The 19,923-nt window shown below is 67.7% G+C and carries 19 protein-coding genes; 18 read left to right on the top strand and 1 reads right to left on the bottom strand.

What is annotated here, in order from left to right; translation table 11 throughout:
* The first annotated feature begins 1 nt into the window (after position 1).
* A complete protein-coding gene (gene thrC, locus AC5P88_RS16395) occupies positions 2 to 1,288 on the top strand; it encodes a threonine synthase (RefSeq protein ID WP_495225530.1) in 1,287 nt (428 codons plus the stop codon).
* A gap of 86 nt (positions 1,289 to 1,374) precedes the next feature.
* On the opposite strand, the gene AC5P88_RS16390 is transcribed toward thrC, so the two are convergent.
* The gene (locus tag AC5P88_RS16390) at positions 1,375 to 2,127 is read right to left on the bottom strand and encodes a Crp/Fnr family transcriptional regulator (protein ID WP_106549679.1); all 753 of its coding nucleotides are present in this window, start codon (positions 2,125 to 2,127) and stop codon (positions 1,375 to 1,377) included.
* A 126-nt stretch (positions 2,128 to 2,253) separates the two neighbouring features.
* Here AC5P88_RS16390 and hisS point away from each other — a divergent pair, with 126 nt between their 5' ends.
* The 17 genes from hisS (at position 2,254) to AC5P88_RS16305 (ending at position 19,915) form a co-directional block, all read left to right on the top strand.
* Positions 2,254 to 3,651 (top strand): histidine--tRNA ligase, encoded by a 1,398-nt coding sequence (gene hisS, locus AC5P88_RS16385; protein WP_495225529.1) that lies wholly within the window; start codon positions 2,254 to 2,256, stop codon positions 3,649 to 3,651.
* Complete coding sequence (locus tag AC5P88_RS16380; RefSeq protein WP_495225528.1) at positions 3,651 to 3,944, top strand: hypothetical protein; 294 nt, start codon at positions 3,651 to 3,653, stop codon at positions 3,942 to 3,944. Before hisS ends, AC5P88_RS16380 begins: the two co-directional genes overlap by 1 nt.
* Before the next feature lie 296 nt (positions 3,945 to 4,240).
* The gene (locus tag AC5P88_RS16375; protein ID WP_106549682.1) at positions 4,241 to 4,549 is read left to right on the top strand and encodes a YerC/YecD family TrpR-related protein; all 309 of its coding nucleotides are present in this window, start codon (positions 4,241 to 4,243) and stop codon (positions 4,547 to 4,549) included.
* Between the two features lie 34 nt (positions 4,550 to 4,583).
* Positions 4,584 to 5,495 carry an ATP phosphoribosyltransferase gene (gene hisG / locus AC5P88_RS16370; protein WP_495225527.1) on the top strand — a complete coding sequence of 304 codons (912 nt, stop codon included), beginning with the start codon at positions 4,584 to 4,586 and terminating at the stop codon, positions 5,493 to 5,495.
* Positions 5,492 to 6,787, top strand: a complete 1,296-nt coding sequence (hisD, locus tag AC5P88_RS16365) for a histidinol dehydrogenase (RefSeq protein ID WP_111113080.1) — start codon at positions 5,492 to 5,494, stop codon at positions 6,785 to 6,787. Before hisG ends, hisD begins: the two co-directional genes overlap by 4 nt.
* A complete protein-coding gene (hisC, locus tag AC5P88_RS16360; RefSeq protein WP_495225526.1) occupies positions 6,784 to 7,878 on the top strand; it encodes a histidinol-phosphate transaminase in 1,095 nt (364 codons plus the stop codon). The genes hisD and hisC overlap by 4 nt, the downstream gene beginning before the upstream one ends.
* Positions 7,875 to 8,948 carry a bifunctional histidinol-phosphatase/imidazoleglycerol-phosphate dehydratase HisB gene (gene hisB, locus AC5P88_RS16355; protein WP_106549686.1) on the top strand — a complete coding sequence of 358 codons (1,074 nt, stop codon included), beginning with the start codon at positions 7,875 to 7,877 and terminating at the stop codon, positions 8,946 to 8,948. Before hisC ends, hisB begins: the two co-directional genes overlap by 4 nt.
* Positions 8,945 to 9,547 (top strand): imidazole glycerol phosphate synthase subunit HisH, encoded by a 603-nt coding sequence (gene hisH / locus AC5P88_RS16350; RefSeq protein WP_115875551.1) that lies wholly within the window; start codon positions 8,945 to 8,947, stop codon positions 9,545 to 9,547. The genes hisB and hisH overlap by 4 nt, the downstream gene beginning before the upstream one ends.
* Entirely contained in the window at positions 9,544 to 10,278 is a 735-nt protein-coding gene (gene hisA / locus AC5P88_RS16345; protein ID WP_495225525.1) for a 1-(5-phosphoribosyl)-5-[(5-phosphoribosylamino)methylideneamino]imidazole-4-carboxamide isomerase, read from the top strand. The genes hisH and hisA overlap by 4 nt, the downstream gene beginning before the upstream one ends.
* The gene (gene hisF / locus AC5P88_RS16340) at positions 10,272 to 11,048 is read left to right on the top strand and encodes an imidazole glycerol phosphate synthase subunit HisF (RefSeq protein WP_115875554.1); all 777 of its coding nucleotides are present in this window, start codon (positions 10,272 to 10,274) and stop codon (positions 11,046 to 11,048) included. The genes hisA and hisF overlap by 7 nt, the downstream gene beginning before the upstream one ends.
* A complete protein-coding gene (hisIE, locus tag AC5P88_RS16335) occupies positions 11,038 to 11,658 on the top strand; it encodes a bifunctional phosphoribosyl-AMP cyclohydrolase/phosphoribosyl-ATP diphosphatase HisIE (protein WP_106549689.1) in 621 nt (206 codons plus the stop codon). The genes hisF and hisIE overlap by 11 nt, the downstream gene beginning before the upstream one ends.
* 99 nt (positions 11,659 to 11,757) lie before the next feature.
* Complete coding sequence (locus AC5P88_RS16330; protein WP_115875558.1) at positions 11,758 to 13,347, top strand: calcineurin-like phosphoesterase C-terminal domain-containing protein; 1,590 nt, start codon at positions 11,758 to 11,760, stop codon at positions 13,345 to 13,347.
* Positions 13,348 to 13,382: 35 nt separating this feature from the next.
* Complete coding sequence (locus AC5P88_RS16325) at positions 13,383 to 13,667, top strand: hypothetical protein (RefSeq protein WP_005409434.1); 285 nt, start codon at positions 13,383 to 13,385, stop codon at positions 13,665 to 13,667.
* An 84-nt stretch (positions 13,668 to 13,751) separates the two neighbouring features.
* Positions 13,752 to 14,774: a glucokinase gene (locus AC5P88_RS16320; RefSeq protein ID WP_106549691.1), complete on the top strand. Its 1,023-nt coding sequence runs from the start codon at positions 13,752 to 13,754 to the stop codon at positions 14,772 to 14,774.
* 51 nt (positions 14,775 to 14,825) lie between these two features.
* Complete coding sequence (locus tag AC5P88_RS16315) at positions 14,826 to 15,824, top strand: glycosylasparaginase (RefSeq protein ID WP_495225523.1); 999 nt, start codon at positions 14,826 to 14,828, stop codon at positions 15,822 to 15,824.
* Positions 15,821 to 16,552, top strand: coding sequence for a copper homeostasis protein CutC (locus AC5P88_RS16310; RefSeq protein WP_286075747.1), 732 nt, complete (start codon positions 15,821 to 15,823; stop codon positions 16,550 to 16,552). Before AC5P88_RS16315 ends, AC5P88_RS16310 begins: the two co-directional genes overlap by 4 nt.
* 405 nt (positions 16,553 to 16,957) lie before the next feature.
* Positions 16,958 to 19,915: a TonB-dependent receptor plug domain-containing protein gene (locus AC5P88_RS16305; RefSeq protein WP_495225522.1), complete on the top strand. Its 2,958-nt coding sequence runs from the start codon at positions 16,958 to 16,960 to the stop codon at positions 19,913 to 19,915.
* The last annotated feature ends 8 nt before the right edge of the window (positions 19,916 to 19,923 follow it).

Here is a 19,923-nt window from a genome sequence, read left to right as displayed (position 1 = left end):
CATGCAATTTGTTTCGACCCGCGGCCAGTCTCCGGCCGTTGGCCTCAGCGCGGCCATCGCCGCAGGACTGGCGCCCGATGGTGGGCTGTATGTGCCCGAGGTGCTGCCGGCGCCGCGTGAGCTGCAGGCCGGTGCGACGCTGGCCGATACCGCCGCCGACCTGCTGGCGCCGTTCTTTTCCGGCGACGCGCTGGAGTCTGCGTTGCCGTCGATCTGCCGGGAAGCGTTCGATTTCCCCGTGCCGCTGCGCCCGCTCGGCGATGGCGACCATGTGCTGGAGCTGTTCCATGGGCCGACCGCAGCGTTCAAGGATATCGGTGCGCGGTTCCTGGCCGGTACGCTGTCGCGGCTGCAGGCCGGCAAGGACCGCGACCTGACGATCGTCGTCGCCACCTCCGGCGATACCGGTGCCGCGGTGGCGGCGGCGTTCCATCGCCAGCCCGGCGTGCGGGTGGTGGTGCTGTATCCGGATGGCCGCGTGTCACCGCGGCAGGCACACCAGCTCGGCTGCTTCGGCGACAACATCCAGGCGCTGCGCGTGGCCGGTGCATTCGACGACTGCCAGGCCATGGTCAAGCAGGCGCTGGCCGACCGCGAACTGCAGGCGCAGGTGCCGTTGAGCTCGGCCAACAGCATCAGCCTCGGCCGCCTGCTGCCGCAGATGAGCTACTACGCGCATGCGGCACTGACCCATCATGCTGAAACCCGTCGCCGGCTCAACCTGGTGGTGCCGACCGGCAACCTTGGCAACGCAATGGCTGCGGTGCTGGCGCGTGCGCTGGGTGTGCCGATCGGGCAGATTGTGCTGGCGACCAATGCCAACGCTGTGTTGCCGGCCTACTTCAATGGCGGTGACTACCAACCGCAGGCCAGCGTGGCCACCGTGGCCAATGCGATGGACGTGGGCGCACCGAGCAACTTCGAGCGTCTGCGCTGGCTCTATCACGGCGATGACGCAGAGCTGCGCGCGGCCTTCCGCGCGTTCGCAGTGGACGACGTGACCATCCGTGCCACGATTGCGGCGGCGCATGCGAGCCGCGGCGAGCTGTTCTGTCCGCACACGGCGACGGCGGTGAAGGTACTGCAGGACCTGCGTGCGCGCGGCGCCAAGGGTGACTGGGCGGTGGTGGCCACCGCACATCCGGCCAAGTTCGAGGCCGTGGTGGAGCCGTTGATCGGCGAAGCGGTGGCGGTGCCGCCGGCGCTGGATGCGTTGCTACAGCGACCGGCGCACGCCGAGCCATTGGCGGCGGATTACGCGGCGTTGCGCGAGGTGTTGTTGGGTTGAGCAAGAGCCGCCGGGCATGGCCCGGCGCTACCGAAGGTCAGCGAGCGGGTTAGCGCCGGGCCATGCCCGGCGAGCGTTAGCGGAGGTCAGGCCAGGCCTTCGCCCGCCAGTCCGCGCAGTCCGTCCTCGTCGAGGATCTCCACGACGTTCAGGTGGGGCAGGGCAATCAGCCCCTGCTGGCGCAGCTTGGTGAAGGTACGGCTGACCGTTTCCATGGTCAGGCCCAGATGGTCGGCGATATCGCCACGGCCCATCGGCAGCGAGACGCGCAGGCCATCGCCGCCCAGCTTGGCTTCGCGCGCGGCCAGGCGCAGCAGGAAATCGGCCAGCTTCTCGGCCGGCTGCAGGCGCGCCAGTGCCAGTGCGGCGTCCTGCGCGGCGTCCAGTTCCTGGCAGGCGCGCTGCAGCAGCTTGCGCTCCAGGTGCGGGAAGCGGCTGCGAAGTGCCTTCATCTGCGGCAGGGCGACGCGGCATACGCGGCTGTCGGCGATGGCCTCGATATCGTAGCGGTGGTGGTCGCTGCCGCTCAGGCCCAGGTAGTCGCCGGGAAGGACGAAGCCATTGATCTGGCGGCGGCCATCGGCCAGGGTGCGCACCAGGCGCAGGGCACCGCCGGTCAATGTATAGACATGCTGGCGTTCCTCGCCGGTGCGGGCCAGGGTGCTGCCCATGCTGACCTGCTGGGAAACGGTGACCTGTTCCAGTGCCTGCACTTCATCGGGCGACAGCGCCGAGCACACCGCAAGGTGGCGAACCGAGCAGTGCAGGCAGTCCAGCGTGGTGCAGGACGGCGAGGCGGGATCGTTGGTGGCGGGCGGAGCGCCGGAAGGCCGTGACATGTTGCGGGGGCGTATCGCGGGCGGGGAGGGCCTTATGATACTTCAAGCGGCCGTTCGACCCTGCCCGAGGCGGGGGCGCTAGAATGTCGCCCCCTCCCACGTCCCGTTCCAGCAGGAGTTCCGCCCGTGATCAAGCCCCGTACCCCGCCCGGCACCCTTGAACTGCTGCCGCGCGAGCAGATTGCGTTCCAGCGCATGCTGGACGTGATCCGCCGCAACTACGAGCGCTTCGGGTTCCTGCCGGTGGAGACGCCGGTCTTCGAGCTGTCCGACGTGCTGCTGACCAAGTCCGGTGGCGAGACCGAGCGCCAGGTGTATTTCGTGCAGTCCACCGGTGCGCTGGCCAACGCCGCCGAATCAGGCGACCGTTCGCTGCCGGAGATGGCGCTGCGCTTCGACCTCACCGTGCCGCTGGCGCGCTACGTGGCCGAGCACGAACATGAACTGACCTTCCCGTTCCGCCGCTACCAGATGCAGCGCGTGTACCGCGGCGAGCGCGCCCAGCGCGGTCGTTTCCGCGAGTTCTACCAGTGCGACATCGACGTGATCGGCAAGGACAGCCTGAGCGTTCGTTATGACGCCGAAGTGCTGGCGGTCATCCACGCGGTGTTCTCGGAACTGCGTATCGGCGACTTCAGCATCCAGTTGAACAACCGCAAGCTGATGCGCGGCTTCTTCGAAAGCCTGGGCGTGGCCGAGGGCGAGCGCCAGCTGGCGGTGCTGCGCGAAGTGGACAAGCTGGACAAGCGCGGCGCCGATTACGTGCGCGAGACGCTGGTCGGCGAAGGCTTCGGGATCCCGGCCGAACAGGTCGAGAAGATCCTGGCCTTCGTGGCTGTGCGTTCGCAGGGCCATGCCGATGCGCTGGCCCAGCTGGCCGCGCTGGAAACCGGCGCGGCTTCGTCGGAAACGCTGCGCACCGGTGTTGCCGAGCTGCGCGAAGTGCTGCAGCTGGTGCAGGCGCTGGGCGTGCCGGAAAGCGCCTACTGCTTGAATTTCTCGATTGCGCGTGGCCTGGATTACTACACCGGTACCGTGTACGAGACCACGCTGACCGACCACCCGCAGATCGGCTCCATCTGCTCGGGCGGCCGCTATGAAGACCTGGCCAGCCACTACAGCAAGTCGAAGCTGCCGGGCGTGGGCATCTCCATCGGCCTGTCGCGCCTGTTCTGGCAGCTGCGCGAGGCCGGCCTGATCGACGGCATCGAGGCCAGCAGCGTGCAGGCGCTGGTGGCGCTGATGGACGAGCAGGGCATGGCGCAGTCGCTGGACATCGCCCGTCGCCTGCGCGCCGGCGGCATCAACACCGAAGTGCAGATGGAGCCGAAGAAGATTGGCAAGCAGTTCCAGTACGCCGCCAAGGCAGGTATCCGCTTCGTGGTGCTGGCGGGTGAGGATGAGCTGGCGCGCGGCGTGGTGGCGGTGAAGGATCTGCTGCGCGAGCAGCAGTTCGAAGTCTCCCGCGATGAGCTGGCCAGTACCTTGCAGGTGGAGCTGGAGCAGTCGAAGGCGATGGTGTGATGCGGTTCGCGGCAGGAGGGCTGTTCGTCCTCCTGCTGGCCGGCTGCCAGAGTGACCCGTCGCTGCACAGCACGCGCATCGGTCCGGACCAGTACCGGCTGCAGGTTGATCGCTGCCATGTGATCGATCGCGCGCAACTCGAAGGCGACCTGCAGGCCCTGGCCGCACAGAAGTGCCCGGTGGGCGTGGGTGCGTTGGAAAACATCCAGTCCCTGCCGAGCCGGCAGGGCAGCCTGTTCGGTGAATGCCTGCGGCGCGGGGCGCTGCAGGCCGAGGTGCGCTGTATGCCCTGAGCCGGCTCAGGCTCTTGATTTGAAAGAAAAACGCCCACCTTTCGGTGGGCGTTTTTCGTTTATGGGGAAGAGCAGTCGAGCATGGCTCGACTCTACAAAAGCCGTTCTCGATCACTTTCCCAGCGAGATCCAGCAGACCGCAGCCAACCCCCAGCAACCCAGCTTTGGCCGTTGCCCCGGCTTCCGCGGGTGCAGGGTGGCAGCCCTGCGGCCCCCTCGACCCTCTATTTGACGCACTGCGCAAGAATGCGCTAATGTACTAACACGCTATTACATTGATGCATGGAAACGACCCCGTGAAAGCCCGCCCCGAAATTGCCGCCAAAGACCCGAAGGCCGACCTGGAAGCCCTGGCCCGGGCCTTTGCCGCCCTGCGCGAGCCGGAGCAGGTGGAAGCGTTCCTGCGCGATCTGTGCACCCCCGCCGAACTGGAAGCCATGGCCGACCGCTGGAAGGTGGTGCCGCTGCTGCAGCAGGGCGTGCCGTATCGCGAGATCCACGAGCGCACCGGGGTCAGCGTGACCACCACTGGACGGGTGGCACGCACGCTCGAGCATGGCCATCGAGGCTATGCCACCGCCATCGACCGCCTTGCTTCGCGCTGATCCGCGCCCCGTTCCGAACTTCGAGACCTCCCCCATGAGTGCAACCCAGGCAGCGCCGGCACGCCACCGGCTGCGTATCGCCATCCAGAAGAGTGGCCGGCTGGCCGAGCCCGCCCGCAACCTGCTCAGTGCCTGTGGCCTGAGCTGGCGCGAGAGCCGCGACAAGCTGTTCTGCTACGGCGAATCGCTGCCGGTGGACCTGTTGCTGGTGCGCGACGACGACATCCCGGGCCTGATCGCCGACGGCGTCTGCGACCTCGGCATCGTCGGCCGCAACGAGCTGGATGAGCAGGCCGCGGCCCGCCGCCAGATCGGCCTGCCCGATGCCTACCAGGCGCTGCGCGGGCTGGGCTTCGGCCAGTGCCGGCTGATGCTGGCGGTGCCGGAGGAATGGCAGTGGCAGGGCCCGGCGCAGCTGGCCGGCACCCGCATCGCCACCAGCTACCCGGCCATCCTCAAGCAGTGGCTGGATGAGCAGGGCGTGGATGCGCAGGTGGTCGAGCTGTCCGGTTCGGTGGAGATCGCGCCACGCCTCGGTACCGCCGACCTGATCTGCGACCTGGTCTCCAGCGGCGCCACGCTGCGCGCCAACCAGTTGACCCCGGTGCACAACCTGCTCGACAGCGAGGCGGTGCTGGCGGGCGCGGTGCGCGTGCCGGATGACGCACGCGCGTCGCTGCGGGCGATGCTGCTGCGCCGTCTCGACGGCGTGGTGCAGCGCCAGGACCGCAAGCTGCTGATGTTCCGTGCCAGCGAGGATCGCGTCGATGCGCTGGCACAGTTGCTGGCCGATGCCGAGCCGCTGGTGCGGCTGCCGGCCGATGGCGGCGCACTGCGCCTGCAGACCATGTGCCCGGGTCCCTTGAGCTGGCAACGCATGGAAGAACTCGAGCGCGCCGGCGCGCAGGGCCTGATGGTGTTGAGCGTGGAGCGGTCGCTGGCATGAACCGTCTGATCTGGTCCCGACTTGATGAGGCCGCGCGCAGCGCAGCATTGACCCGCCCGGTGCAGACCGTGGCGCAACAGACCCGCGACGCGGTGGCGGCGCTGATCGCGCAGGTGCGCGCACAGGGCGACGAGGCGCTGCGTGCGATTACCGCACGTTTCGATGGCGTGGAGCTGGCGTCCTTCGAAGTGTCCGATGACGAGTTCGCGGCCGCCGAAGCGGCGGTACCCGCGGAACTGCGCCAGGCCATGGTGGAAGCTGCCGAGCGCATCACGCGCTTCCACGAGGCTGGCATGGGCAAGGGCTATGCCGTGGAGACCGCGCCGGGCGTGGTCTGTGAACGCATGCTGCGGCCGATCGGCCGGGTCGGCCTGTACGTACCGGCAGGCAGTGCACCGCTGCCGTCCACCGCGTTGATGCTGGGCGTGCCGGCGCAACTGGCTGGTTGCCCGCAGGTAGTGCTGTGCACGCCGCCGCGCGCCGACGGGACTGCCGATCCGGCGGTGCTGGTGGCCGCGCGCCTGACCGGCGTGCAGCGCGTGTTCAAGCTCGGCGGCGCGCAGGCGATTGCCGCGATGGCCTATGGCACCGCCACCATCCCGGCCTGCGACAAGCTGTTCGGGCCCGGCAACAGCTTCGTTACCGAAGCCAAGCAGCAGGTCGCACAGGACGGCGCCGCCGCCATCGACATGCCGGCCGGCCCGTCGGAAGTGCTGGTGATCGCCGATGCGGGTGCCAATCCGGCGTTCGTGGCTGCCGATCTGCTGTCGCAGGCCGAGCATGGCCCGGATTCGCAGGTGCTTCTGCTGACCGACGATGCCGCGATGCTGGCGGCGGTCGAGGCCGAAGTGGAGCGCCAGGTGGCCCTGCTGCCGCGCCAGCAGATCGCACGCCAGGCATTGTCGGCTTCGCGGTTGATCCAGGTGGAGACGCTGGGTGAAGCCTTTGCGATCAGCAACCGCTATGCGCCCGAACACCTGATCCTGGCGTTGCGCCAGCCGCGCGATTGGCTGGACCAGGTGCAGGCGGCCGGCTCGGTGTTCCTCGGCGATTACACGCCGGAAGCACTGGGCGACTACTGCAGCGGCACCAATCACGTACTGCCGACAGCAGGCGCCGCACGTGCCTACAGCGGTGTCAGCGTCGCCAGCTTCCAGAACCTGATCAGCGTGCAGAGTGCCAGCGCTGCAGGACTGGCGGCGATCGGTGGTTGCGCGCGCACCATTGCCAGCGCCGAAGGCCTGGACGCGCACGAACGTGCGGTGGCCCTGCGCATGGAGGCCGCCGCATGAGTGCCCCCATTGATGATGTGCTGGCACTGGTACGCCCGGATCTGCAGGCCTTTGCCGGCTACAGTTCGGCGCGCAGTGCCGAGGTTCAGGGCGAGGTCTGGTTGAACGCCAATGAATCGGCGTGGGCCAATCCGGCCGATGCTGACGGCAGCAGCCGGCGCTATCCCGAACCGCAGCCGCTGGCGCTGCGTGAAGGCCTGGCCGCACTGTATGGCGTGCAGCCGCAGCAGCTGCTGGTCGGGCGCGGCAGTGACGAGGCCATCGACCTGCTGGTGCGCGCGCTGTGCGTGCCCGGTCGTGATGGCGTGCTGGTCACGCCGCCGGTGTTCGGCATGTACGCCGTGTGTGCAAGGTTGCAGGGCGCCCCGCTGATCGAAGTGCCGCTGGTGGACGGCGAAGACGGCCTGCGTGCCGATCTGGATGCGGTGATCGACACCGCCAGGGCGCGCAATGCCAAGCTGGTGTTCCTGTGCGCACCGTCGAACCCAGCCGGCAGTGATATCGCCCTGGATGAGGTCGAGCGCGTGGCCATGGCGTTGCGCGGGCAGGCGCTGGTGGTGGTGGATGAGGCCTATGTCGAGTACGCGCAGCGTCCGTCGGCGACCACGCTGTTGGCCGTGAACCCGAATCTGGCGGTGCTGCGCACGTTGTCGAAGGCGCACGCTCTTGCCGCCGCGCGCATTGGAACCCTTATCGCCGCACCGGAACTGATTGCCGTGCTGCGTCGCTGCCAGGCGCCGTACCCGGTGCCGACCCCTTGCGCCGAACTGGCGGTGCAGGCACTGCAACCGGCCGCACTGGCGCGCACCGCCGAACGCGTGGCCACGGTCGTCGCCGAGCGTGAACGCCTGTTCGCGTCGCTGTCCGGCCTGCCCGGCGTACGCTGCGTGTATGCCTCGTCCGGCAACTACCTGCTGGTGCGCTTCGCCGATGCCCAGGCCGCATTCGATACGCTGCTGGCTGCTGGCGTGGTGGTGCGCGACCAGCGCGCCGCGCCACAGCTGGGCGATGCTCTGCGCATCAGCATCGGCAGCCCCGAAGAGAACGACCGCGTGCTTGCGGCCCTGTCGGCGCGGAGGGCCGCAGCATGACCCCGATCCTGTTCATCGACCGCGACGGCACCCTCATCGAGGAGCCGTCCGATTTCCAGATCGACGCCTACGAGAAGCTGCGCTTCGTGCCGCAGGTGATCCCGGCGCTGCTGAAGCTGCGGGATGCCGGCTACCAGTTCGTGATCGTCACCAACCAGGATGGCCTGGGCAGCGACAGCTATCCGCGCGCCAGCTTTGATGGCCCTAACGAACTGATGCTGCAGATCTTCGAGAGCCAGGGCATCACCTTCCGTGACGTGCTGATCGATTGCAGCTGGCCGCAGGACAATGCGCCGACCCGCAAGCCGGGCATCGGCCTGATGACCACCTACCTGCAGGACCGCAGCATCGACTGGGCACGCTCCGGCATGGTGGGTGACCGCATCACCGACCTGCAGTTCGCCGACAACCTCAACATCCGTGGCTTCCAGCTGCGTACCGAGCAGTTTGGTGGTGAGTGGGACTGGCCGGGCATCGCCCACGCGCTGGCCGACGCGCCGCGTACCGCTGTGGTCCAGCGCAATACGAAAGAAACGAAGATCCGCGTCGAACTGGATCTGGATCGTGCGGGCGATGCGCGCATCTCCACCGGACTGCCGTTCTTCGACCACATGCTGGAACAGATCGGCAAGCATGGCGGCTTCGCCCTGGACATCCAGGCCGAGGGCGACCTGCACATCGACGAGCACCACACCATCGAAGACACCGGCCTCGCGCTGGGCCAGGCGCTGCGCGAAGCACTGGGCGACAAGCGCGGCATCGGCCGCTACGGTTTCACCTTGCCGATGGACGAGACCCTGGCCAGCGCTGCGCTGGATTTCAGCGGCCGCCCATACTTCGTGTTCGACGGCGAGTTCAAGCGCGAACGGGTGGGCGACATGCCGACGGAACTGGTGCCGCACTTCTTCCGTTCACTGTGCGATGCCAGCGGGCTGAACCTCAACCTGCAGGTACGCGGTGACAATGACCATCACAAGGTGGAGGCTTGCTTCAAGGCACTGGCGCGCGCGCTGCGGCCGGCGTTGGCCCGGCAGGGCACGGCGTTGCCGACCACCAAGGGGGCGCTGTGAGTGACGTTGCGCTGATCGACGCGGGCGGTGCCAATCTTGGTTCGGTGCGCTATGCGCTCGAACGCCTCGGCGCCAGCGTTCGGCTGGTGCGCGATGCCGATGGGCTGGCCGGCGCGCAGCGGGTGATCCTGCCCGGCGTCGGTGCGGCGGGTCCCGGCATGCAGCGCCTGCATGCGCAGGGCCTGGTCGAGCCGTTGCAGCGGCTGGAAGTACCGTTGATGGGCATCTGCCTGGGCATGCAGCTGTTGTTCGAGCGCTCCGAGGAAGCCGGCGTGGAAACGCTGGGGCTGATTCCCGGTGTGGTACGCAAGCTGGTGCCGGCCTGCGGCATCCGGGTGCCGCACATGGGTTGGAACCGCCTGCTGCCGCTACGTGATTCGCTCCTGTTGCAGGGTGTACCAGAGCGGGCCAGCGCTTATTTCGTGCACAGCTATGCGGCGCCGCTCAATGCCCACACCGTTGCTGCCTGCGATCACGGCGGCCTGTTCACGGCCGTGGTGGAGCAGGGCCGCTACTACGGCGCGCAGTTCCATCCCGAGCGTTCCGGCGAAACCGGTTCGCTGATGCTGCGCAATTTTCTCGAGGGCACTGCTGCATGAGTTTCATCGTTTACCCCGCGATGGATATCCGTGATGGCCGCGTGGTGCGGCTGCGCCAGGGCGACTACGCGCAGGAAACCTCGTATGGCGACGACCCCCTGCCGCGCGCGCAGGCCTTTGCTGCGCAGGGCGCGCAGTGGATGCACCTGGTCGATCTGGATGCGGCGCGTGCCGGCGGCTATACGCTGGCGCCGCTGCTGGCCGGGATCCGCGCGCAGACGCCATTGCGGGTGCAGACCGGCGGTGGCGTGCGCGGTCGCGATGACGTGGCGCGCATCCTCGATGCCGGCGCGCACCGCGTGGTGGTCGGTTCACTGGCCGTGCGCCGCCCCGATGAGGTGGTGGGCTGGCTGGAGGAATTCGGCGCCGAACGCGTCACCATTGCGCTTGACGCCCGCCAGGATGCGCAGGGCCAGTGGCAGCTGCCGGTGCACGGCTGGACCGAGAACGCCGGGGTGACCCTGGATGATCTGGCCCAGCGCTACGCACGCGCCGGCATGCGCCACCTGCTGTGCACCGACATCGCCCGCGACGGCATGCTGGCCGGGCCCAACATCAGCCTCTACCAACACCTTTCGGCGCTGCTGCCGGGCGTGGCGGTGCAGGCTTCCGGCGGCATCCGTGACGTGGCCGACGTTGCCGAAGCGCGAAGTGCAGGCTGCGGTGGCGCGATCCTTGGCAAGGCGCTGCTGGAGCAGCGCATGGACCTGGCGGAGGCACTGGCATGTTGAGCCGGCGCATCATTCCCTGCCTGGACGTGCGCGATGGCCGCGTGGTCAAGGGCGTGCGTTTCCGCGACCACGTCGACATGGGCGATATCGCCGAGCTGGCGCAGCGCTACCGTGACCAGGGCGCCGACGAGCTGGTGTTCTATGACATCGGCGCCAGCCCCGAGGCGCGTTCAGTGGACGTGGCCTGGATCGAGCGTATCGCGCGACTGATCGACATCCCGTTCTGCGTGGCCGGTGGCATCGACAGCGTCGAAACGGCACGCCGCGTGCTGTTCGCCGGTGCCGACAAGGTGTCGATCAACTCGCCGGCGCTGGGGCGCCCGGAACTGATCACCGAGCTGGCCGACGAGTTCGGCGTGCAGTGCGTGGTGGTGGGCGTCGATTCGGTGCGCGAGGCTGACGGCCAGTGGCGGGTGCGCCGTTTCAGTGGCGACCCGGACAAGACCCAGGCGGTGGCGTTGCGCACCCTGGACTGGATCGTCGAAGCGCAGCGCCGTGGCGCCGGCGAGATCGTATTGAACTGCATGGACAGCGACGGCGTGCGCCGTGGCTACGACGTCGCGCAGCTGCAGCAGGCGCGTGCACTCTGCCAGGTGCCGCTGATCGCCTCCGGTGGCGCTGGTGCGATGGAACACTTCGCCGAGGCCTTCGACCAGGCCGATGTGGATGGCGCGCTGGCCGCCAGCGTGTTCCACAGCGGTGCCATCGCCATTCCGGAATTGAAGCGCTACCTGCGCGAGCAGCAGATCGAGGTGCGGGATGTCTATTGAAGTGAGGCCGTCACTGGATGCGCTGCAGGCGCTGGACTGGGGCAAGGGCGAAGGCCTGCTGCCTGCTGTCGTGCAGGATGCCGATACCCTGCAGGTGCTGATGCTGGGCTATGTCAGCGCTGAATCGCTGGCGGCCACCCTGGCGATCGGCCACATGACGTTCTTCAGCCGCAGCAAGCAGCGGTTGTGGACCAAGGGCGAGCAGTCCGGAAACGTGCTGGTGGTGCAGTCGATCAGCGTGGACTGCGATGCCGATACGCTGCTGGTGATGGCGCGCCCGGCCGGGCCAACCTGTCACACCGGTGCGGAGAGCTGCTTCGATGGCGCGCCGAAGGACTTCCTTGGCGGGCTGGGCCAGCTGGTGGCGATGCGCGAGGCACAGCGGCCACCGGGCAGCTACACCACGAGCCTGTTCGAGGGCGGTATCCGCCGCATCGCGCAGAAGGTGGGCGAGGAGGGCGTGGAGACCGCGCTGGCAGCGGTGGCGCAGGACGATGAAGCGCTGCTGGGCGAGGCCTCGGACCTGCTTTACCACCTGCTGGTGCTGCTGCGCGCGCGTGGTCTGTCGCTAGAGGATGCGCGGGCGGTGCTGGAAAAGCGCCATCGTTGAAGGAGGCGTGCGGCCCAGCGGTCCGCACCCACCTCTGCAATGCAGCCAAGCATGGCTCGGCTCTACAATAGGGAGTCTTCTTCTCTCCCGGACCGTCCCATGAAACTGCCTGCCGCCTGGCTGTGCTGCCTGTTGCTGACCTCGCCGGCCTGGGCCGCGGACACCGTGGTCACCGGCAAGGTCTATCTGGAGCGCGACGGCAAGCCGGGCCGCGGCGCCACCGATCCGGGCCTGGCCGGGGTGCAGGTCTCCAACGGCGAGACCATCGTCAAGACCGCCGCCGATGGCAGCTACAGCCTTCCGGTGCGTGACGGCCAGACCGTGTTCGTGATCAAGCCGGACGCCTACGCCTTCCCGAAGGCGACCGATGGCCTGCCGTCGTTCTGGCGCCACTACCGCCCGAACGGTTCGCCGGCACTGAAGTACGGCGGCATCGCCGCGACCAGCGACGTCACCCGCAACTGGGATTTCGCGCTGCAGCCGGACCGCCATGACAGTCGCCGCGGATTCCAGATGCTGGTGTTCACCGATTCGCAGACTGCCAGCCTTAAGGACATCGGCTACTACCAGCAGTCGATCGTGGCGCCGCTGGTCGGCCAGACCAGGGCGCGCCTGGGTACAACCCTGGGTGACATCGTCAACGACGACCTGACCCTGTACCCGGCGATCAACAAGGTCACCACGTCGCTGGGCGTGCCGTGGTTCCATGTGCCGGGCAACCACGACCTCGACTTCGATGCAGCCAGCGACGACCATTCGCTGGACAGCTGGCGCAACATCTATGGCCCGGACACCTACGCGGTGGAAGAGGGCGGCGCCAGTTTCGTGTTCCTCGATGACGTGGTGTACGACCCCAAGGCCAGGCCGAAGTACGTCGGCGGCCTGCGCGAAGACCAGTTCGCCTTCCTCGCCAGCTACCTGAAGGGCCTGCACAAGGACCGCCTGCTGGTGCTGGGCATGCACATCCCGCTGTTCGATGCGGCACCGGGGCGCGAGACCTTCCGCCATGCCGACCGCCAGCGCCTGTTCGACCTGCTCAAGGACTTCCGCAACGTGCTGGTGCTCAGCGGCCACAGCCACACCCAGCAGCACGTCTACCACGGCAAGGCCGAGGGCTGGAACGGCGACAAGCCGCTGCACGAATACAATGTCGGTGCCAACTGCGGTGCATTCTGGTCCGGGGTGAAGGATGCCGCCGGCGTGCCGGACAGCACCATGAGCGATGGCACGCCAAAGGGCTACGCGCTGCTGGATGTCGCCGGCAATGGCAGCTACAAACTGCAGTACCGCGTGGCCGGCAGGCCAGCCAGCGAACAGATCGGCCTGCATGCACCGAAGGTGCTCCGCCAGGGGGCCTACCCGGCATGGGGCATCTATGCCAACGTCTACATGGGCGAGGATGCCAGCGTGGTCGAGTACCGCGTCGACGGCGGCGCCTGGCAGCCGATGAAGCAGGTCAGCCAGCCGGACCCGCGCCTGATGGTGGAGAACGTGGCCGACGATATGGCAAACAGCCTGCGTGGCTACGATCGTTCGCCGGAGGCCACCGCATCGCCTCACCTGTGGCGTGGCGCGCTGCCGACCGATCTGGCGGTGGGCAGCCACAAGGTCGAAGTGCGCTCCACCCAACCCGATGGCGCAGTGTTCACTGCCACCACCAGCTACAGCCTGCAGACTGCCCAGCCCTGACACGCCGCAAGGCCTCTCCAGCGAAAGGACCCCGCATGGATATCCGCTTCATGGCCGGCACTACGCCGGTGACCCTCAGCCGCCACTGGTTCACCGGCGCGATGCTGCTGCAGAGCGCCACCGAGAAGGTCTGGGTGCAGCACCCGCTGCATCCGGGCACCCACTTCTCGTTCTCGCTGGTACAGTCGTGGCTGCGCCACATTGCTGGCCATGAAGTGCTGGTAGAACGCACCCGGCCGCTGCTGTTCGCCGGCTTCCGCCCGCAGCGCCTGCGCGTGCTGGTGGACGGCGTGCAGGTGGCCGAACAGGAAGGCATGTAGGCCAACCTGAACCACCGGCGTGCTAGGCAAAGCCGCCCCGATGCCTGAGAATCGGGGCGATTCAATCGATCCAAGCAGGCCAGCGTGACCATCGCAGCAGCGTCCCCGGTTTCCTCCGACTCCGCCCGCGGCGGTCTTCCGCGCCATCTGGTCGTCGCCGATGTCGGCGGCACCTTCGCCCGTTTGGCGTTGGCTGAAACGCAACCCGGCCAGGCGCCGCTGCTGGGCAGCCATCGCACCTACGCCTGCGCCGAGCATCCCAGCCTGGCGGCGATCCTTGCTGATTTCACCACTGGCCTCAGCCAGCCGGTGCAGACCGCCGTGGTGGCCATCGCCGGCCTGCTCGATGGCGATGTGCTGATCAATTCCAACCTGCCGTGGACCGTATCGCTGTCGGCCACCCGCGCGCAGTCCGGGCTGCGCGAGCTGCAGCTGATCAATGATTTCGAGGCGGTGGCACTGGCCATCCCGTACCTGCAGCGCGAGACGCTGGTGCCACTGAACGGCGACGCCGATCCGGCGCAGGCGTTCCCGGCGCTGGTGCTGGGCGCGGGCACCGGCCTGGGCGCCGCGCTGCGTTTCGCCGATGGCGAGCGCCCGGTGCTGGCCAGCGAGATCGGCCATGCCGCGCTTGGCGCCGGCAACGCGCTGGAACTGCAGGTGCTGGGCAAGCTGCTTCAGCGCTGGGCGCACGTGGACAACGAGCGCGTGCTTTCCGGCAGCGGCCTGATGAACCTGTATCCGTGCCTGTGCGAACTGCGTGGCGTCACCCCGGTGTGGTCCAGCACCGAGGCGCTGATCGGCGCCGCCCGCAGCGGCGAGGATGCGCTGGCGGTGGAGACGCTGCAGGTGTTCTGCGCCTGGCTGGGCAGCCTGGCCGGTGACGCGGCGATCGCCGTCGGCGCACGCTCGGTGTACCTGGCCGGCGGCATTTCCGCGCACGTGCAGGATTTCCTGGCCGATGGCCGTTTCCGTGAGCGCTTCCTCAACAAGGGCGTGCTGACCGAGGTGCTGCGCCAGGTGCCGGTATGGCGCGTGGAGCATGGCCAGCTGGGGGTGCTGGGCGCAGCGGTCTGGCACGCCGCACGGCAGCCCGCGCACGACTGATCGCTGCGACCAGCATCGTGCCGGCCGCACATTGCAGACTGGGAGGGGAAGATGGTGGATCGCAGGCAGTTTCTGCAGGCCGGAGCACTGGCTGCAGGCATGGCAGCATTACCGGGCGTACACGCGCGCGCGCAGGGTGGAGCCAAGGTGGTTTCGACCTGGGACTTCGGCATGCCGGCCAACCAGGCTGCGTGGAAAGTACTGGCGCAAGGTGGCAGCGCGCTGGATGCGGTGGAAGCCGGTGCGCGCTGGGCCGAGAGCGAACTGTGCAATCCCACCGTCGGTCATTGCGGCAACCCGGATCGCGAGGGCGTACTGAGCCTGGATGCCAGCATCATGGATGGTGATGGCCGCTGTGGCGCGGTGGCTGCGCTGGTCGACATCCTGCATCCGGTGTCGGTGGCCCGCAAAGTGATGGAGAACAGCCCGCATGTGCTGCTGGTGGGCGAGGGCGCACAGCAGTTTGCCGTGCAGCAGGGCTTCGAACGCCAGCGCCTGCTGACACCGCAGGCCGAAGCGGCCTGGCGCGAGTGGCTGAAGACCGAGAAGTACCAGCCGCAGATCAATGCCGAGCGCCGTGGCATCCCCGGCAACAGCGACAACCACGACACCATCGGCATGCTGGCGCTGGATGCCAAGGGCCATCTGGCCGGTGCCTGCACCACCAGCGGCATGGCCTGGAAGCTGCACGGCCGGGTCGGCGACAGTCCGATCATCGGTGCCGGCCTGTATGTCGACAACGAAGTGGGTGCGGCCACCGCCTCTGGCGTAGGTGAGGAGATGATCCGCAACGCCGCTTCGTTCCTGGTGGTCGAGCTGATGCGCCAGGGGCGCTCGCCGGCGCAGGCTTGTCGCGAGGCGATCGACCGTGTGGTGCGCAAGCGCCCGGAAGCGAGCAGAACGCTGCAGGTGTGCTTCCTGGCCATGAACAAGCAGGGCGAGGTGGGCGCGTACGCGTTGCACCGCGGTTTCGTCTACGCGGTGTGTGATGCGCAGCGCCAGGATGACCTGCGCGACTCGCCGTCGATCTACACGAGCACCCAGGCGTGAGCACGCGGCGCACCCTGGAGATCGCCAGCAACTCGCTGGCCTCGGCGCTGGCCGCCCAGGCCGGCGGCGCCGACCGCATCGAGCTGTTCGACAACCTGGCCGAGGGGGGCACCACGCCGTCGTTTGCCAGCATCGCCATCGCCCGCGAACGCCTGTCGATTCCGCTGTTCGTGCTGGTGCGCCCGCGTCCGGGTGATTTCCACTACGACGCGCTGGAAACCGAACTGATGCTGCGTGACATCGCGCAGTGCCGTGCCCTCGGCTGCGATGGCGTTGTGATCGGCGCACTGGATGTGCAGGGCAACATCGATCTGCCGCTGTGCCGCGAACTGGTGCAGGCCGCCGGGCCGTTGCAGGTGACCTTCCACCGCGCCTTCGATGCCGCCCGCGACCTGCCTGCCGCACTGGAGCAGGTGATTGGGCTGGGATGCCAGCGGGTATTGACCTCGGGGGGCCAGGCAAGCGCCGAGGCCGGTGCCGAGGTGCTGGCGGGCCTGGTCACCCAGGCGGAGGCGCGCATCACGGTGATGGCTGGTGCCGGACTGGGCCCGGCCAACATTGCCACGGTCGCGCGGAAGAGTGGCTGCAGCGAACTGCATGCCTCGGCCAAGGGCCTGCGGCGCTCGGCCATGCAGTTCCAGAATCCGGCCCTGCGCGGCCTGGACCCGGACTGGAGCCAGACCGCCACCGCCACCGTGGCCGCACTGCGGCAGGCGCTGGACGGCTGATTGCAGGCGCGGGGTCGGATCCCTTCGCAGAAGGGCTCCGACCCCGACCGCGCACGCAATTAGGTCAGAGCCCTTCTGCGAAGGGATCTGACCCCTGCAGCAGGCTTGCCGCGGACAAAACCGTTCCGCGCGTGATTGTCGCAATCGTGTCATGCATTCCTGCGCTGTTCTCTCAGCCATAGTCCGCAACCCATTGATTGCTCTCGATACCGGTAGCCAATAACGGCACGCCGTCACCGGTTTGTGCGTCGCCGCATGCCGGGCATGGTTCAGCTGTGCTTTAGTTTGGATCGATCCACAGGGGAGGGCGCCGCGACGGTCTTGAACCGATCCAGGCGCCCGGATCAGCCGTAGTGCCGCGCCACCACCCGTCCGTGCGTCCACACTTTCGAAGAGCAACCACCCATGGCTCAGATCGTCCGCAAGCGTCGTCACCTGCTGTCCCAGGCCCTGGTCCTGGCCCTGCTTCCCCTGGCTGCCAATGCGCAGGAAGCCTCAAGCTCGTCCACCAAGGATCTCGACGCGGTCACCGTGACCGGCTCGCGCATCAAGCGCGCCAGCGTCGAAGGGCCGGCGCCGGTCAATGTGATCACCGCCGCGCAGATCCAGAAGGAAGGCTTCGTCAGCGTGTACGACGCGCTGAAGACGCTGACCGAAGCGACCGGCACCGTCGAGGCGGCCTCGCAATGGGGCTCGCACACACCCAACGCCAGCGGCCTGAACCTGCGCGGCATGGGGCCGAACCGCTCGCTGCTGCTGGTCAATGGTCGTCGTGTGGCCGACTACCCGCTGCCGTACGGCGGCGAGACCAACTTCTCCAACTACGGCAACATTCCGGCTGCTGCGGTGGAACGCATCGAAGTACTGACCGGAGGCGCCTCGGCCATCTACGGTTCCGATGCGATTGCCGGTGTGGTCAACGTCATCCTGAAAACGAACTACGACGGTGATGAAGTGCGCGTACGCGGCGGCACGTCGACCGAAGGCGGCCGTGATACCTGGGATCTGTCCTGGGCCGGCGGCAAGACCGGTGACAACTGGAGCGTGACCTACGCGCTGCAGTACACCAAGCGCGATCCGTTGTTCGGCCGTGACCGCCCGCAGATGGACGACGCAGACGATGCGCCGTACCCGTCCTGGAACATGGAACAGCGCAAGGTCGGCTTCCGTCCCGCTGCCGGCCTGGCGCTGATCGATCCGAGCAACGGCCAGCGCCTGGCGCCACCGCCCGGCACCTGCGAGAAGTTCAACGGCGAGTACTACACCGCCGATCGGCTGGTCTACAACTACGCCGCCAACACCATCACCAATACCGGCCGCCTGTGCGGCATGAGCGCCGACTACGCCAACTGGCTGCTCACCGGCGGTGCCGAGAACGTGTCCGGCAACCTCTATGCCACCTTTGATTTCAGCACCGACCTGCAGGCCTGGACCAACCTGGCGGTTTACCGCTCGGAGGCGATATGGGGCACCAATCCACCCAGCGTGTCGCTGATCGACGATGACAACGGCTATTACTGGGATGCCAGCCGCAACCGCCCGATCCTTGGCGTGCGCCAGTTCACGCCGAACGAGGTCGGCGGCCTGGATACGCTGCGCAACACCAATCGCGAACTGTCCTGGGACTGGAGCGCCGGCCTGCGCGGGCGCCTCGCCGACCGCTTCGACTGGAGCGCAACGGTAGGGCGTTCGTACTACCGTGTGGAAGAGCGGCAGAACGTGGTCGACAAGCAGAAGTCGTACGACTACTTCCTCGGCCCGAAGCTGGGCACCACTGCTGATGGCGAGGCGATCTACGCGTTGAACGAATCGCGCTGGTGGAATCCGCTGACGCCGGACCAGTACTGGCAGATGGGTACGGTGGCGAAGAACCGCGCGACCTCCTGGGTCAACCAGGCGTCGGCGGACATCACCGGCGAACTGTTCCAGGGCTGGGCCGGCCCCATCTCGTTCGCAGCCGTGGCTGAAGTCGCGCAGCAGGGCTATCACCTCAGTCCTGACTCACGCGCCGGCGTCGACTTCGATCTGCAGAATGTCGACCGTGGTGGTGGCGAGCGCACCCGCTATTCGGCGGGCGTCGAGTTCAAGATCCCGCTGCTGGAGAGCGTGACCGCCACCGCGGCCGCGCGCTATGACCGTTATGGCAACTACAAGGCCGACGACAGCAGCGAAGCGCTGAACATCGGCAGCCAGAAGGAAACCACCTGGAATGTCGGCCTGGAATGGCGCCCGGTGGAATCGCTGCTGGTGCGCGGCTCGTATGCCACCAGCTTCCATGCGCCGGACATGCACTACCTGCTGGGCCAGCCGAGCAGCTCCGAAGTACAGACCTATGACCGCCTGCGCTGCATCCAGAGCGGCGCCTACCTGGTCAACAACTGCGGCGTCGGCAACACCGATGTCTGGTACACGTTCGATGTGAACCGCCGTGGCACGCCGCTGCTGCGCTCGGAAACCGGTGATTCGTGGACGGTCGGCTTCGTCTGGGACGTGCTGCCGAACCTGTCGGTCAGCGCCGACTACTGGGCGATCAAGCTGGAAGACATGATCGTCGACGTTGGCGCCGACGAGGTGCTGGCCAGCGAAGCGGGCTGCTTGACCGGCAAGAACATGGACGGTACGCCGTGGGCGAATCCGGCCGGTGGCGAGTACTGCGCCGGCATCCTGGCCCGCGTGAACCGTGACAGCAACGGGCGCCTGGTATCGATCGAGCGCGGCCCGTTCAACCTGGCCAGCCGCGAGGTACGTGGCATCGACCTGACCGCACGCTATCGCCTGGACACCGCGCAGTGGGGCAGCTTCCAGCTGGGCCTGAACTACACCAACCAGATCTCCACCAAGGAACAGCGCTACGCCAACGACCCGAATCCGGAGCGGCGCGATCGTGACCTGCGCAGCAAGCTGCGCGCGAGCCTGGCCTGGCAGCGTGGCAACTGGAACGCCAATGTCTACGCAGACCGCGTCGGCTCGGTGCCGGGCGTGCGCTACCACTGGGGTACCGACCGCCTGGACAACCCCGGCGGCTGCCTGCCGTTCGCCGATGGCTACGTGCCCAGCGACAGCCCGTCGCTGAACTGCCTGGAGCCGGCGACGCGTCCGGATGGCTCGCCCAACCCGAACCCGAATGCGGGCCAGCAGACCGCCCGCTATTTCGGCCGGGTCGGGCCGTTCATCACCTGGAACTTCAACGTGGGCTACCAGGTGACCGAGCACGCGAAGGTGAACGTGTACGTCAACAACGCGTTCAACTCGGCCAGCTGGAACCACAAGGATCCGTACAAGCTGGACTACGACTTCGCCCCGACCCGCCTGCTGGGCGCGGTGGGCCGTGAGTTCGCGCTGGAGTACGTGTTCACCTTCTGAGGCAGGTT

Source organism: Stenotrophomonas sp. YJH_SMC_8, assembly GCF_059371315.1.
This window is presented reverse-complemented; position numbering and strand designations above follow the sequence as displayed.